The following is a 12,898-nucleotide window of genomic DNA, read 5'->3' as shown; positions in this document are numbered from 1 at the left end:
CCGCAACCACCCGGCCCGCCGCCGGCAACGACGTCGCGGCCACCAAGCCCACCGAACCCGCCGCCGTCACCACGCCGACCGCCCGCCGGCCGGCCGGCGATCACGCACACGACACGGACGGGGCCCGGACGGCAGACGAGGCCGGCGCAACGACGGACGAGACCCTCACCCCGAAGGACGCCCCCGCCCACGCAACATCCGACGTCCCGACCGCCGAGGACGCCCCCGCCCCCACGGCGTCCGGCGCGCCGGCGGCCGAGGACAGCACCGCTACCGAGATCCCGGAGCCGGCGGACGCCGGCGCGGAACTCGAGACGACGCGGACCAGTTCGACGAACCGACGCCGCACCCGTCGGCGGCCCGCGTCCGCCACCCGCCGCTGACCGAACCGGCAGCACCGATCGGGGCCGGCCGCGGGCGGTGCCGGCAGAACGGCACGGACTCCGGCGACGTCGTCGGGCCGGATGGCCGCTTCAGCGGCGACGACCGCCCGGCCTGCGTCGGTCGCGGGCATTCCAGCACGGCACGTGCCAGTGCCGCCGGTCGGCCACCGACCCGTACTCATCCGCCGGCCAGGTGACCAGGTGCCCCGTTCCCGGCGGGATCCGCTGATCACAGCCGGGACACCGGTAGTCCTTGACCGATGACGACCCGGGCACGCTGCGGACCAGCCACTGGCCGTCCGCAGCGTGCTCGGTCCGGGTGACGACGGACGACCGCAGCGGCACGTGCTCGGGCCGCTGCGTCCGGTTGGATCGGGGCATGGAACTGCGGTCAGCTCACCGCGCGGCGTAGTCGCGGAAGCCGTGGCCGGTCTTGCGGCCCAGCCGGCCCGCGGTCACCAGGTGCTCGAGCAGCGGCGCCGGTGCGAACCCGGACTCCCGGAACTCCTGGTAGAGCGAGCGCTCGATGGCCAGCGACACGTCCAGTCCGACGACGTCGAGCAGCTCGAACGGACCCATGGGCAGCGCACAGCCGGTCTTCATCGCGGCGTCGATGTCGTCCGAGGTCGCGTAGTGCGCCTCGAGCATCTTCACCGCGTCGTTGAGGTACGGGAACAGCAGCGCGTTGACGATGAACCCGGCCCGGTCGCCACAGGACACCGGCACCTTGCCCAGCCGCTGGCACAGCGCCAGAACGGTGGCCGCGACGTCCGGGGCGGTGGTGATCGTCGAGACCACCTCGACCAGCTTCATCACCGGGGCGGGGTTGAAGAAGTGCATCCCGATGACGTCGGCGGGACGCGAGGTGGCCGCGGCGCACTCGACGACCGGCAGCGACGACGTCGTCGTCGCCAGGATCGCGCCCGGCTTGCAGATCTCGTCCAGCGCAGCGAACACGGCCCGCTTGACGTCGAGCTCCTCGGCGATCGCCTCGACCACCAGGTCGACGTCGGCGAAGTCCTCCAGTTGGGTGGTGCCGGTGATCCGGCCCAGGGTGGCGTCCCGGTCCTCCTCGGACAGCCGCCCGCGGACCACGGCCTTGTCCAGGGACTTGCGGATCCCGGCGATGGAGCTCTCGACCTTGCTGTCGCTGCGCCCACGCACGATGACGTCGAGCCCCGCCTTCGCCAGCACCTCGACGATGCCGCTGGCCATGGTCCCGGTGCCGACGACGCCGACGCGCTGAACGTCGCGCACCTCGGCGTCCTCGGGCACGGTGCCGGACGGGGTCAGCGCGTCGGGCACGACCTTCGAGGAGTGCGGCTTCTCGTAGGTGTAGAAGCCGCGCCCGCTCTTCCGGCCGAGCAGCCCGGCAGTGATCATCTGCTTGAGCACCGGAGTCGGCGCGTGCAGCTGGTTGCGCGACTGCCGGTACATCGTGTTGAGGATCTCGTAGGCCGTGTCCAGCCCGATCAGGTCGAGCAGCGCCAGCGGGCCCATCGGGTACCCGCAGCCGTAGCGCATGGCGGCGTCGAGGTCCTCGCGGCTCGCGTAGTGCGACTCGTACATGCGCGCGGCGTGGTTGAGGTAGCCGAAGAGCAGCGCGTTCGCGATGAACCCGGCGCGGTCCCCGATGACCACCGGCACCTTGTCAAGGGTGGCGGCGAAGGCCTTCAGATCGTCGACGACGTCGGGCTCGGTGACGACGGTGCGCACCAGCTCGACGAGCTTCTGCACCGGGGCCGGGTTGAAGAAGTGCATCCCGACGACCTTGCCCGGCCGGCCGGTCCGCACCGACAGCTCCGTGACCGAGAGCGACGAGGTGTTCGAGGCCAGGATGACCTCGGGCCGGACCACCTTGTCGAGCTCGGCGAAGACGGCGGCCTTGAGGTCGAGGCTCTCGGGAACGGCCTCGATGACCAGGTCGGCGTCGGCCATGTCGGCCAGCGACGTCGTGGTGGTGATCCGCTCCAGCAGCTCGGCGGCCGCCTCATCGGTCAGCTTGCCGCGCTCGATCGCGCGCCGGGTGGACGTCTCGAGATGCATCCGACCCCGAGCCACGGCCTCCTCGTCGACCTCGGCGGCGATCACCTGCAGGCCGTTGCGCGCAAACACCTCCACGATGCCGGCGCCCATCGTGCCCAGGCCGACCACGCCGACCGTCCGGAACTCCCGTGCCACGCGAATACCTCCCGCTACCCCCAGGGACAAGTTCGGGTCAGATACTCCCATTCCCGTCCGTTCGGTAAACCGCGCATGTCGCCGGGAACACCCTGCCCGTACGGGTGGGCTGGGCTCAGAACAGCCGCAGGTCGGTCGACTCCACCCCACGCAGCGCGTCGTAGTCGACGACGACGCACCGGATGCCGCGGTCCTCGGCGAGTGTGCGCGCCTGCGGCTTGATCTGCTGCGCGGCGAACACGCCGGTGACGGGCCGCAGCAGCGGGTCGCGGTCCATCAGCTCGAGGTACCGGGTGAGCTGCTCGACGCCGTCGATCTCCCCGCGGCGCTTGACCTCGACCGCGACGCTGCGGCCCTCGCCGTCGCGGCAGAGCAGGTCCACCGGACCGATCGCGGTCATGTACTCGCGGCGGACCAGGGTGAAGCCCTCGCCGAGTACATCGGGGTGCGCGGCCAGCAACTCCTGCAGGTGCGCCTCGACGCCGTCCTTCACCAGGCCCGGGTCGACGCCGAGGGTGTGGCTCGTGTCGTGCAGCACCTCGTCGATGGTGATCACGAGAGACTCGTCGGACTTGTTGCGCACCGTCCACACGCCCGGCTGCTCCTCGAGCCAGCACGGCGGGCTCATCCAGTTCAGCGGCTTGTAGGCGCGGTCGTCGGCGTGCACGCTGACCGACCCGTCGGCCTTGATCAGCAGGAGCCGGGGTGCCATCGGTAGGTGCGCGGTGAGGCGTCCGACGTAGTCGACCTGGCAGCGGGCGATGACGAGGCGCACGTTGCGCAGCCTAGTGAGCGTTCCGGGCCGCCAGCGCCGCCCCCGCCGCGGCCAGCGCGGCCCGGAGCGTCGGCGGGTCGAGCGCCTCGACCTGGCCGCCCAGCGCGGTCAGCTGCCCGGCCGCGACGTCGACGCTCTCCACCTCCAGGGTGACCTCCCGCCAGCCCTCGGCATCGGCCGGCCCGGCCAGCGCCACGGCCCGCACCGCCGCGTCGGCGTCGGTGACGTGCGGCAGCGCCCGCAGCCCGCCCGGTCCCAGCCGGAGCCGGACCTTCTCGCGCAACAGCGAGCCCGCGAACCGGGCGGCCGACTCCGCCCACCACTGCGCCAGCACGAACCCCGGCGGCCGCTCGAAGTACGCCCCGTCGAGCTCCGCCGCGAGGATCCGCGCGACCCGGTAGGTGCGGATCGCGCCGGCCTCCCCCGCGATCGCGGCCACCAGGTACCACACCCCCGCCTTCAACACGAGGCCGAGCGGCTCCAGGGTGCGCTCCACCGCGTGCGCCCCCCGGGCGTAGCGCACCCGCAGCCGACGCCGCTCCCAAACCGCCTCGGCCACCGCGGTCAGCGGGCCGGCCTGCTGCGGCGAGGCGAACCATCCCGGCGCATCGAGATGGAACCGCTCGCTGACGACCCGGGCGTGCTCGCGGAAATCCGGCGGCAACGTCGCCAGCAGCTTGGCCTGTGCCGTACTGAGTGCCGAGCTCATCCCCAGGTCGGCGAGCACCTGCGGCGCCCCGATCGCCAGGATCGCCGCCGCCTCGCGGGACGTCAGCCCGTCGAGCCGGGTACGCCAGCCGTCGAGCAGCCGGATCCCGCCGCCGCGGCCCGACTCCGCCCAGAGCGGCACCCCGGCGTCCTGCAGCGCGGCGACGTCGCGGTAGATCGTGCGCTCGGAGACCTCCAGTTCCGCGGCGAGCTCGGCGGCCGTGGCGGCGCGGCGGCGTTGCAGGGTGAACAGCAGGGCCACCAGCCGGGACGCGCGCACCAGGGCATGGTGCCCGCACCCGCGGCAGCAGGTTGCGCAGCCCCCGGCGCAGGCTGCCGCCGCCGCGGGACGCCTCCGGCGAGCCGGACGGCGGTACCGATCAGCCCCGGACGCCCCGGCCGGGGACCGCCGACGGATCGGCGGCGCATCGGCCACTGCGCGGAGCCGGGTGGGTCACGGGGCATCGGCGCGCCCGGTCGACATGTGATTCACCTCACTCTTCGACCAGGGATGAGACAAGCCGTGCACCGGGCACCGTGGGCGCCGTGGAGACCCTCAGCAGCCGCCAGGTGTACGCCAATCGGTGGATGACGGTGCGGGAGGACGCGATCCGGCGGTCCGATGGCACCGACGGCATCTACGGCGTGGTGGACAAGCCGACCTACGCGCTCGTCATCCCGCGCGACGGCGACCGCTTGCACCTGGTCGAGCAGTTCCGCTACCCGGTGGGGCGGCGGCGCTGGGAGTTCCCGGCCGGCACGGCGCCGGACCGCGCGGAGGTCGATCCGGCCGAACTCGCCACCCGGGAGCTGCTGGAGGAGACGGGGCTCGCGGCCGGCCGAATGGACCTGATCGGCGAGCTCGAGGTGGCGCCGGGGATGTCGAGCCAGCGGGGGGTGGTCTTCCTCGCCACCGAGCTGACCCCGGGTCCGGCCCGGCGTGAGCACACCGAGCAGGACATGCGCGCGAGGTGGTTCGGCACGGCCGAGTTCGAGGCCATGATCAGACGCGGAGAGATCGCGGACGCGCAGAGCCTCGCGGCGTACACCCTGCTGCTGCTGCACCACCGAGGCTGACCGCGCGCCCAAAACAAGCAGTCTTGCTTGTTTGTTTGTGGCCGGGCACACTGCCGTCCCGTGCCCACCCGTCAGCAGGAGCGCAGCGAGCTGACCCGCGCGCGGCTCATGGAGGCCACCGTCGCCAGCCTCGTCGAGCACGGCTGGGCCGGGACGACGACCACCGCGGTCGCCCAGCGTGCCGGCGTCTCCCGTGGCGCTCAGCTGCACCACTACCCCACCCGCGCCGAGCTCGTCATCGCCGCGGTGCAGTACATCGGAGCCGCCCGGATCGCCGAGATCCGCGAGCAGGCGACCGACCTGCCCACCGGGCCCGCCCGCACTGCGGCCGTGCTCGACATGCTCGCGCGGGTGTGCACCGGCCCGCTCTTCCACGCCGCGCTCGAACTGTGGACGGCCGCGCGCACCGACCCGGACGTCCGGGCCGCGGTCGTGCCGCTCGAGGCGGTCATCGGGCGGGAGTCGCACCGGTTGACCGTCGAGCTGCTCGGCGCCGATGAGTCGCGCCCGGGCGTCCGCGAGGCCGTCCAGCAGACCCTCGACCTCATCCGCGGCCTCGGCCTGGCCGACCTGCTCACCGACGACGGAGCACGCCGCCGCGCCCTGCTCGCCGACTGGGCCCGCCACCTCGACGCACGGCTTGGGAGCTGACCGATGACCGACCCCTGGGACACCCCTGAGCGCCGCGAGCTGCGGGCGACCGTCCGCCGCTTCACCCGGACCCGGATCGTCCCGCACCTCGACGAGTGGGAACGTGCCGGCGAGCTCCCCCGCGGACTGCACGCCGACGCCGCGAAGCTCGGCCTGCTCGGCGTCGCGTTCCCGGAGGAGGTCGGGGGCGCCGGCGGCGACCTGCTCGACTCGATCGTCGTCACCGAGGAGCTGATCCAGGCCGGCGGGTCGGGCGGATTGGTGGCCGGGCTGCTCACGCACGGCATCGCGCTGCCGCACATCGTCGCGGCCGGCGACCCGGGGCTGATCGACCGGTTCGTCCGGCCCACCCTCGCCGGCGAGACGATCGGCGCGCTCGGCGTGACCGAGCCCGACGCCGGCTCGGACGTCGCCGCCCTGCGCACCCGAGCGGTCCGCGACGGCGACCACTACGTCGTGAACGGGTCGAAGACCTACATCACCTCCGGCGTGCGCGCCGACTTCGTGACCACCGCCGTGCGCACCGCCGGCGAGGGCTACGGCGGGATCAGCCTGCTGGTGGTCGAGAAGGGCACGCCGGGCTTCACCGTGACCCGCCGGCTGGAGAAGATGGGCTGGCACTGCAGCGACACCGCGGAGCTGTCCTTCGTGGACGCGCGCGTCCCGGTGGCCAACCTCGTCGGGCCGGAGAACGGCGCGTTCGCCCTCATCATGCAGCAGTTCCAGACCGAGCGGATCGCGCTGGCCGTGCAGGCCTACGCGACCGCGCAGCGCGCCCTGGACCTCACGCTGGGCTGGGTCCGCGACCGCAGTACCTTCGGCCGCCCGTTGATCGCCCGCCAGGTGGTCCGGCACCGGCTCGTCGAGATGGCCCAGCGCATCGAGCTGGCCCGCACCTACACCCGCGAGGTCGCGACGCGGATCGCCGCGGGCCAGGAGGCCGACGAGTCGCTCGCGGGCTCGAGCATCGACACCCTCGCGCAGGTGTGCATGGCCAAGAACGCGGCCGTGGCCGCCTGCAGCGCGACCGTCGACGACGCGGTGCAGCTGCACGGCGGCGCCGGTTACATGCGCGACTCCGAGATCGAACGGCACTACCGCGACGCCCGGATCCTCGGCATCGGCGGCGGCGCCGACGAGGTCCTCACCGAGCTGGCCGCCCGCCGGCTCGGCTTCGCCCCGTGAGCGGATGACGCAGTTCCCACCGCTGTCCCCGCTCACGACCCACATACCGCAGAAAGGTGCATCGATGGACCTGCGCGAGACCGATGAGCAGCAGCTGCTCCGCAAGTCGGTGGCCTCGATGGCCACGAAGTACGGCCATGACTATCTGATCGCCAAGGCCAAGTCCGGCGAGAAGACCACCGAGCTGTGGGCCGAGGCCGGTGAGGCGGGTTACCTGGGCGTCGCGGTGCCTGCCGAGTACGGCGGTGGTGGCGCCGGGATGGTCGAGCTGTCGATCGTCGCGGAGGAGATCGCCGCGGCCGGCTGCCCGCTGCTGCTGATCGTCGTCTCGCCGGCCATCGCGGCGTCGGTGATCGCCACCTCCGGAACGCCCGAGCAGCGGGAACGCTGGCTGCCCGGGTTCGCCACCGGCCGGGTGAAGATGTCGTTCGCCATCACCGAGCCCGACGCCGGCTCGAACTCCCACCGGATCACGACCACCGCGCGCCGCGACCCCGACGGCAAGGGGTGGCGGCTCTCGGGCCGCAAGTACTACATCTCCGGGGTCGACGAGACCGAGGCGACCCTCGTCGTCGCGCGGCTCGAGGACGCGGCGTCGGGGACCCTGCGCCCGGCCATGTTCATCGTGCCCACCGACACCCCCGACATGAGCTACCAGCCGATCGACATGGCGATCACCTCGCCCGAGCGGCAGTTCACCGTCTTCTTCGACGACGCCCTGCTGCCCGACGACGCGCTCGTCGGGGGGGAGGAGTCCGGCCTCGCCGCGCTGTTCGCCGGGCTCAACCCGGAGCGCATCACGGTGGCGGCGTACTCCAACGGCCTGGCCCGCTACGCCCTGCGCAAGGGCACGGACTACGCGAAGGACCGCAGCGTGTGGGGCGCGCCGATCGGCAGCCACCAGGCCATCGCGCACCCGCTGGCCAAGGCCCACGTCGAGGTCGAGTTGGCCCGGATGGCCACCACCCGCGCGGCCTGGCTCTACGACGCCGGCGACCACGCGGCTGCGGGCGAGGCGGCCAACATCGCGAAGTACGCGGCGGCCGAGGCGGCGATCAACGCCGTCGACGCCGCGGTGCAGGCGCACGGCGGTAACGGGATGTCGGTCGAGTACGGCGTGGGAACGCTGATCGGCGCCGTCCGCACCGCGCGGATCGCCCCGGTGAGCCGGGAGATGATCCTCAACTACATCGCCCAGCACACCCTCGGGCTGCCGAAGTCGTACTAGGCCCGAGGACGGGCCCGGGCGGCCCGATCAGCACGCCAGCACCAGGACCGCATCGGCAGGTCGATCTCGTCGGCGCCCGGGAAGCGCTGCTCCAGCGCGGCTCGGGCGCGTCGAGCTCCTACTGCTCGCTCCTGCGGATCCGCTGTGATGAAACCGCTGTAGGTGGCCAGCATGTCGACGACGTCGTCGATCGTCATCCGGCGCGTGAAGGCGAACGTCGTGCGTTCGATGTCCTCGAAGAGCCCGTCCTCGGGCAGCTCGACGTCGCGGTGCCGTCGTCGCGGCGACGTGTCCTCGGCTCCACCCTCGACCGGCCCGGCCGTCGCGGGCGGACGGAACCGGTCGAGGTCGCGCACCCACTCGACCTGGTGGTCGCGGCTCGTCCAGGTCACGCCGAAGCGGCCACCGTCGCGGAGCACGCGCGCGATCTCGGGGACGGCGCGATCGGGATCCATCCAGTGCCACGCCGACGCGATGAGCACCGCATCCGCGCTCGCATCGGGCAGCGGAAGCGCCTCCCCGCGGCCCTCGACGACGCGGACATCGGGCGAGCGCGCCGACAGCACCGCCCGCATCCGCGGGTCGGGCTCGACCGCGGTGACCCTCGGCACGTGCCGCGCCAGCGCACGGGTCAGCAGGCCGGTGCCGGCGGCCACATCGACCGCGACCGCGCAGTCCTCGGGCAGCAGCCACGCGACCGCGTCCTGCGGCGGCGCAGGCCGCAATCGGTCGTAGTCCTCGGCGACCTCGCCGAAGGACGTCGCTCGCTGCTGACGGCCGGCCACGGCTCGCACGGTAACCCCGGCGGGGTCGTCCGAGCCGGGCGAAGGTCGGGCGCGGGCATGGCCGTCCCCCCAGCGGCCATGCCCGCGCCCGGGCTAGACCGTCACCGGCAGCTCGGCCAGCCGGCGCGCGCCCGGCACCTGCTGCCAGGCCAGCTCCGCCGGGTCGACCGCCAGCGCCAGGTCCGGGAACCGGTCGATCAGCGCGTGCAGCGCCACCTCACCCTCCTGGCGGGCCAACGCCGCGCCGAGGCAGTAGTGCGCGCCGTGACCGAACCCGACGTGGCCGTCGCCCCGGCCACCGGGCCTGCGGGTGATGTCCAGGCGGTCGGGGTCGGGGTACTCGCGCGGGTCGAAGTTGGCCGACACGAGCACGGCCTGCACCGCCTCGCCGGCCCGGATCGTCACCCCGCCCAGCTCCACGTCGGTGGCGGCGTAGCGCAGCCGGACCAGGTGCACGGGCCCGCACCAGCGCATCAGCTCGTTCACCGCGCCCGGCCACAGCGCGGGGTCACGGCGCAGCAGGCCGAGCTGGTCGGGGTGGGTGAGCAGGGCCACGGTGGCGTTGCCGATCAGGTGCGCGGTGGTCTCGTGCCCGGCCAGCACCAGGGTCAGCACGAGCGAGACCATCTCGCCGTCGGAGAGCCGGTCGCCGTCCTCGTCGTGGGTGCGGATGAGGCCGCTGAGCAGGTCGTCGGTCGGCGCGGCGCGGCGCCGGCCGATCAGGTCATGGATGTGATCGACCATCGCGCGCAGCGCGTCGGGGAGGATCTCCGGGTTCATCGACACCAGCGCCCGGCCCCACTCCCGCCAGACCGGCCGATCGGCCTCGGGGATGCCCACCAGCTCGCAGATGACCGTGATCGGCAGCGGGTAGGCGAAGGTCTCGATGAGGTCGACGGGGCCGGGAGCGGCCGCGGCGAGGTCGTCGAGCAGCGCCGCGGTGATCGCCTCCACGCGGGAGCGCAGGTCAGCGACCCGGCGCACCGTGAACGTCCGGGAGACGAGCTTGCGCAGCCGGGTGTGGTCCGGCGGGTCGGTGTCGATGATCCCGCGGGCCAGGTACCTGCTGAGCTCGGCCGGCACGCCCAGCCTCTCCATCAGGCGCTTGCGGATGTCCTGCGCCGCGGCGCCGGGGACCGAGGCCGGGTCGTTGACGAAGCGCGGGTCGGCGAGCACGGTGCGCACGTCGTCGTAGCGGGTGACGAACCAGACCGGGCCGCCCTCCATGAACTGTCCACGTACGACCGGGGCCTGCTCCCGCAGCTTTCCGTACCCGCCGTAGGGGTCGGCCAGCAGCTCCGGAGACATCGGGTCCGGGCCGGCCGTACCCGTCGTCGGACTCGTCATCGGGTTCGTCGCGGTCATCTCGCGCTCCGCCTCTCGGCTGCGCGCCCGGATCGCCGGACGCGGCGCTGCCACTCGTCGTCGATGTGCTCGATCAGGGATGCGAACAGGTCCGCGACCGCCTCCGCGGTCGCCGCCCCCGGGGCGGGCGCGCCGGGGACCTCGAGCGACGCGGCGAGCGCGTGCTCCAGGACGGCGGCGCGGCCTGCCGGGTCGCCGGGTGCGGTCGGCACCGGCAGTGAGTCGACGAAGTAGAACCCCGACGTGACCGCGCCGAGGAGGTAGAGCTGCTCGGACACGTCGAGGTCGGTGCGCAGCAGGCCTGCGTCGCGCAGCAGCCCGAACCAGGCCCGCCCGGCCTCCTCACGCCGCTGCGCCAGCTCGCCGAGGGTGTCGGCCGACTCGTGCGCGAGACGGCCGAGGACCGCGCTGTCGCCCAGGTAGAGCGGCCGGACGACCGGATCGCCGGCCAGCTCGAGGTATAGCGAACGCAGCATCCGGCTGGGCAGGGCCTCGGCCGGGTCGGCGCGGATCCGCTCGACCAGCCGGGAGACCACGCCGTGGTGCGCGCGCAGCAGCACGGTGAGGAACAACGCGTCCTTGGTGCGGAAGTGCAGGTAGACCGTGCCCTTGCCAATCCCGGCGTGCCGGGCGACGTCCTCGATCGTCACCCGCTGGTAGCCCCAGCGCACGAGCAGATCGGTGGCCACGTCCAGGACGCGGTCGAGCCGGTCGGGCACCCGGGCCGGGGCACTCATGGGCGGTCCTCCTCGCCGTCGGACCGATCCTGTGACCGTGTGACCAGCTTTCGCATCCGGTCACAAGGTCAAACTATGACGTCCGTCCATCGCTTTCTAGGGGCGAACGTCCCGGCTACGGTGAGCGCATGGCGGACTACGAGTACCTGCTCGTCAAGCACGACAGCGACACCGTCCGGATCACCATGAACCGGCCGGAACGGCGCAACGCACTCTCCGAGGCGCACCTGCTCGAACTGCTCGACGCGTTCGAGACCGCGGGGCGCTCCGATGCCACCGGCATCGTGCTCGCCGCCGAGGGCAAGGCGTTCTCCGCCGGTCACGACTTCGCCGACGTGTCCTCCCGCGACCTCGCCGGAGTCCGGGACCTGCTGCAGCTGTGCACGAAGGTCATGCGCACCATCCAGTCGGTGCCCCAGGTCGTGATCGCCCGGGTGCAGGCCCTGGCCACCGCCGCCGGCTGCCAGCTCGTCGCCTCCTGCGACCTCGCGGTCGCCGCGGAGTCCGCCGGGTTCGCGCTGCCGGGCGGCAAGGGCGGCTGGTTCTGCCACACCCCGGCGGTGCCGGTGGCCCGTAACGTCGGGCGCAAGCGGCTGATGGAGCTCGCCCTCACCGGGGACGCCATCGACGCGGCCACCGCCGCCGAGTGGGGCCTGATCAACTACGTGGTCCCCGACGCCGAGCTCGACGCGCGCGTCGACGAGCTGCTCAGGCGGGCCACGCGCGGCAGCCGCTTCGGGAAGGGTGTCGGCAAGCAGACCCTGTATGCACAGCTCGACCGGCCCGAGGCCGACGCCTACGCGATCGCCGTCGAGGTTATGGCGTCGCTGTCGCAGTCCCCGGGGGCCAAGGAGGGTATGGCCGCGTTCCTGGAGAAGCGCTCGCCGGTGTGGCCCGACTAGGAGCGATCAGAGCCCGCTACAGTCGGCGGGGATGTTGACCCGCCGGCGCCTCCTCGCTCTCGCGGGCGGCGGGATCACTCTCGCCGCCGGCGCCACGGTGGGCTGCGGCGCCGACACGTCCGGGTCCACGCTCGACCGGATGCGGCGCGCCGGGATCGCCCGCGTGGGTATCGCGGGTGAACGGCCCTTCGGCTACTCGGCTTCGGACGGCCGGGTGACGGGCGAAGCGCCCGAGGTCGCGCGGGCGGTGCTGGCCGCACTGGGCGTCGGCGGCATCGAGGCCGTGCAGATCGGCTTCTCCGAGCTCATCCCGGGCCTGCGGGTGGGCCAGTTCGACATCATCACCGCAGGGCTGACGGTCACACCACGACGCTGCCAACGGGTCCTGTTCTCCCGGCCCGACTTCCTGGCCCCCACCGCATTCCTGGTCCAGCAGGGCAACCCGGACCGCATCAGCACCTTCGACGACGTCCGCCGCCGCGGCCTCACGCTCGGAGTGCTGTCCGACTCGGTCGAGCAGGAGTACGCGCGGGCCGCGGGCATCCGCGATGCCGGGATGGCCGTCTTCGAGGGGCAGACCTCGCTGTTCCGGGCGGTGGAGGGGCGCCGGGTTCCGGTCGGAGCCCTGACCCGGATCTCCCTGCTCGACGAGATCGCCCGCAACCCGGGCTCGCAGCTCGAGGTGACCGACGACGTCCGGCCGGTGATCGACGGGCGGGAGGCCGTCCCGGCGGGCGCGTTCGCGTTCCGCGAGGGGGACCGCGAACTGCGGGACGCGTTCGACGTCGCCCTGACCGCCCTGCAGGACTCGGGTGAGTGGCTGCGTCTCACCGCTCCGTTCGGCTTCACGGCTGAGAACCTCCCGCCACGGGACCTCACCACCGCGATGCTGTGCGAGCGTCGGACGCGCCTCTGAGCGAA

The 12,898-nt window shown here is 73.1% G+C and carries 13 protein-coding genes and 1 pseudogene; 7 read left to right on the top strand and 7 right to left on the bottom strand.

Annotated features, from left to right (window positions below):
• A pseudogene (locus HF519_RS11435) lies at positions 1-383 on the top strand (hypothetical protein); the annotation flags it as partial.
• Positions 384-473: 90 nt separating this feature from the next.
• Here HF519_RS11435 and HF519_RS11430 read toward each other — a convergent pair.
• The 4 genes from HF519_RS11430 to HF519_RS11415 all read right to left on the bottom strand — a co-directional run bounded on the left by HF519_RS11430 (position 474) and on the right by HF519_RS11415 (position 4,327).
• On the bottom strand, positions 474-764 hold the full coding sequence (locus HF519_RS11430) for an Rv1322 family protein (RefSeq protein WP_169412883.1): 291 nt from the start codon (positions 762-764) through the stop codon (positions 474-476).
• A 15-nt stretch (positions 765-779) separates the two neighbouring features.
• A complete protein-coding gene (locus HF519_RS11425; RefSeq protein ID WP_312860050.1) occupies positions 780-2,564 on the bottom strand; it encodes a 3-hydroxyacyl-CoA dehydrogenase family protein in 1,785 nt (594 codons plus the stop codon).
• A gap of 115 nt (positions 2,565-2,679) precedes the next feature.
• Positions 2,680-3,339 carry an endonuclease NucS gene (gene nucS / locus HF519_RS11420; RefSeq protein WP_169412881.1) on the bottom strand — a complete coding sequence of 220 codons (660 nt, stop codon included), beginning with the start codon at positions 3,337-3,339 and terminating at the stop codon, positions 2,680-2,682.
• 10 nt (positions 3,340-3,349) lie between these two features.
• Positions 3,350-4,327: a helix-turn-helix transcriptional regulator gene (locus HF519_RS11415; protein ID WP_169412880.1), complete on the bottom strand. Its 978-nt coding sequence runs from the start codon at positions 4,325-4,327 to the stop codon at positions 3,350-3,352.
• A 266-nt stretch (positions 4,328-4,593) separates the two neighbouring features.
• Here HF519_RS11415 and HF519_RS11410 point away from each other — a divergent pair, with 266 nt between their 5' ends.
• The 4 genes from HF519_RS11410 to HF519_RS11395 all read left to right on the top strand — a co-directional run bounded on the left by HF519_RS11410 (position 4,594) and on the right by HF519_RS11395 (position 8,188).
• Positions 4,594-5,124 (top strand): NUDIX domain-containing protein, encoded by a 531-nt coding sequence (locus HF519_RS11410; protein WP_169412879.1) that lies wholly within the window; start codon positions 4,594-4,596, stop codon positions 5,122-5,124.
• Between the two features lie 108 nt (positions 5,125-5,232).
• Complete coding sequence (locus HF519_RS11405; RefSeq protein WP_169412889.1) at positions 5,233-5,775, top strand: TetR/AcrR family transcriptional regulator; 543 nt, start codon at positions 5,233-5,235, stop codon at positions 5,773-5,775.
• A 3-nt stretch (positions 5,776-5,778) separates the two neighbouring features.
• The gene (locus HF519_RS11400; protein WP_169412878.1) at positions 5,779-6,960 is read left to right on the top strand and encodes an acyl-CoA dehydrogenase family protein; all 1,182 of its coding nucleotides are present in this window, start codon (positions 5,779-5,781) and stop codon (positions 6,958-6,960) included.
• Between the two features lie 64 nt (positions 6,961-7,024).
• Positions 7,025-8,188, top strand: coding sequence for an acyl-CoA dehydrogenase family protein (locus tag HF519_RS11395; protein WP_169412877.1), 1,164 nt, complete (start codon positions 7,025-7,027; stop codon positions 8,186-8,188).
• Here HF519_RS11395 and HF519_RS11390 read toward each other — a convergent pair.
• The 3 genes from HF519_RS11390 to HF519_RS11380 all read right to left on the bottom strand — a co-directional run bounded on the left by HF519_RS11390 (position 8,185) and on the right by HF519_RS11380 (position 11,075).
• Entirely contained in the window at positions 8,185-8,973 is a 789-nt protein-coding gene (locus HF519_RS11390; RefSeq protein ID WP_169412876.1) for a class I SAM-dependent methyltransferase, read from the bottom strand. The two genes, HF519_RS11395 and HF519_RS11390, sit on opposite strands and share 4 nt — an antisense overlap.
• Before the next feature lie 93 nt (positions 8,974-9,066).
• Positions 9,067-10,338: a cytochrome P450 family protein gene (locus HF519_RS11385; protein ID WP_246243175.1), complete on the bottom strand. Its 1,272-nt coding sequence runs from the start codon at positions 10,336-10,338 to the stop codon at positions 9,067-9,069.
• A complete protein-coding gene (locus HF519_RS11380) occupies positions 10,335-11,075 on the bottom strand; it encodes a TetR/AcrR family transcriptional regulator (RefSeq protein ID WP_169412875.1) in 741 nt (246 codons plus the stop codon). Before HF519_RS11380 ends, HF519_RS11385 begins: the two co-directional genes overlap by 4 nt.
• Positions 11,076-11,203: 128 nt before the next feature.
• Between HF519_RS11380 and HF519_RS11375 the strand changes: the two genes are divergently transcribed.
• Positions 11,204-11,977 carry an enoyl-CoA hydratase-related protein gene (locus HF519_RS11375; protein ID WP_169412874.1) on the top strand — a complete coding sequence of 258 codons (774 nt, stop codon included), beginning with the start codon at positions 11,204-11,206 and terminating at the stop codon, positions 11,975-11,977.
• A 31-nt stretch (positions 11,978-12,008) separates the two neighbouring features.
• Positions 12,009-12,893 (top strand): ectoine/hydroxyectoine ABC transporter substrate-binding protein EhuB, encoded by an 885-nt coding sequence (ehuB, locus tag HF519_RS11370; protein ID WP_169412873.1) that lies wholly within the window; start codon positions 12,009-12,011, stop codon positions 12,891-12,893.
• The last annotated feature ends 5 nt before the right edge of the window (positions 12,894-12,898 follow it).

It is taken from the genome of Pseudonocardia bannensis, from assembly GCF_012911875.1.
Classification (GTDB): domain Bacteria; phylum Actinomycetota; class Actinomycetes; order Mycobacteriales; family Pseudonocardiaceae; genus Pseudonocardia; species Pseudonocardia bannensis.
Note: the sequence above shows the minus strand (reverse complement) of the source record. Positions and strands in the feature narration are given on the sequence as shown.

Excerpts from the sequence above, each read along its gene's own strand:
- ehuB (WP_169412873.1), top strand. The coding sequence starts at position 12,009 with ATGTTGACCCGCCGGCGCCTCCTCGCTCTCGCGGGCGGCGGGATCACT.
- HF519_RS11430 (WP_169412883.1), bottom strand. The coding sequence starts at position 764 with ATGCCCCGATCCAACCGGACGCAGCGGCCCGAGCACGTGCCGCTGCGG.
- HF519_RS11375 (WP_169412874.1), top strand. The coding sequence starts at position 11,204 with ATGGCGGACTACGAGTACCTGCTCGTCAAGCACGACAGCGACACCGTC.
- HF519_RS11405 (WP_169412889.1), top strand. The coding sequence starts at position 5,233 with ATGGAGGCCACCGTCGCCAGCCTCGTCGAGCACGGCTGGGCCGGGACG.
- HF519_RS11385 (WP_246243175.1), bottom strand. The coding sequence starts at position 10,338 with ATGACCGCGACGAACCCGATGACGAGTCCGACGACGGGTACGGCCGGC.
- HF519_RS11395 (WP_169412877.1), top strand. The coding sequence starts at position 7,025 with ATGGACCTGCGCGAGACCGATGAGCAGCAGCTGCTCCGCAAGTCGGTG.
- HF519_RS11380 (WP_169412875.1), bottom strand. The coding sequence starts at position 11,075 with ATGAGTGCCCCGGCCCGGGTGCCCGACCGGCTCGACCGCGTCCTGGAC.
- HF519_RS11400 (WP_169412878.1), top strand. The coding sequence starts at position 5,779 with ATGACCGACCCCTGGGACACCCCTGAGCGCCGCGAGCTGCGGGCGACC.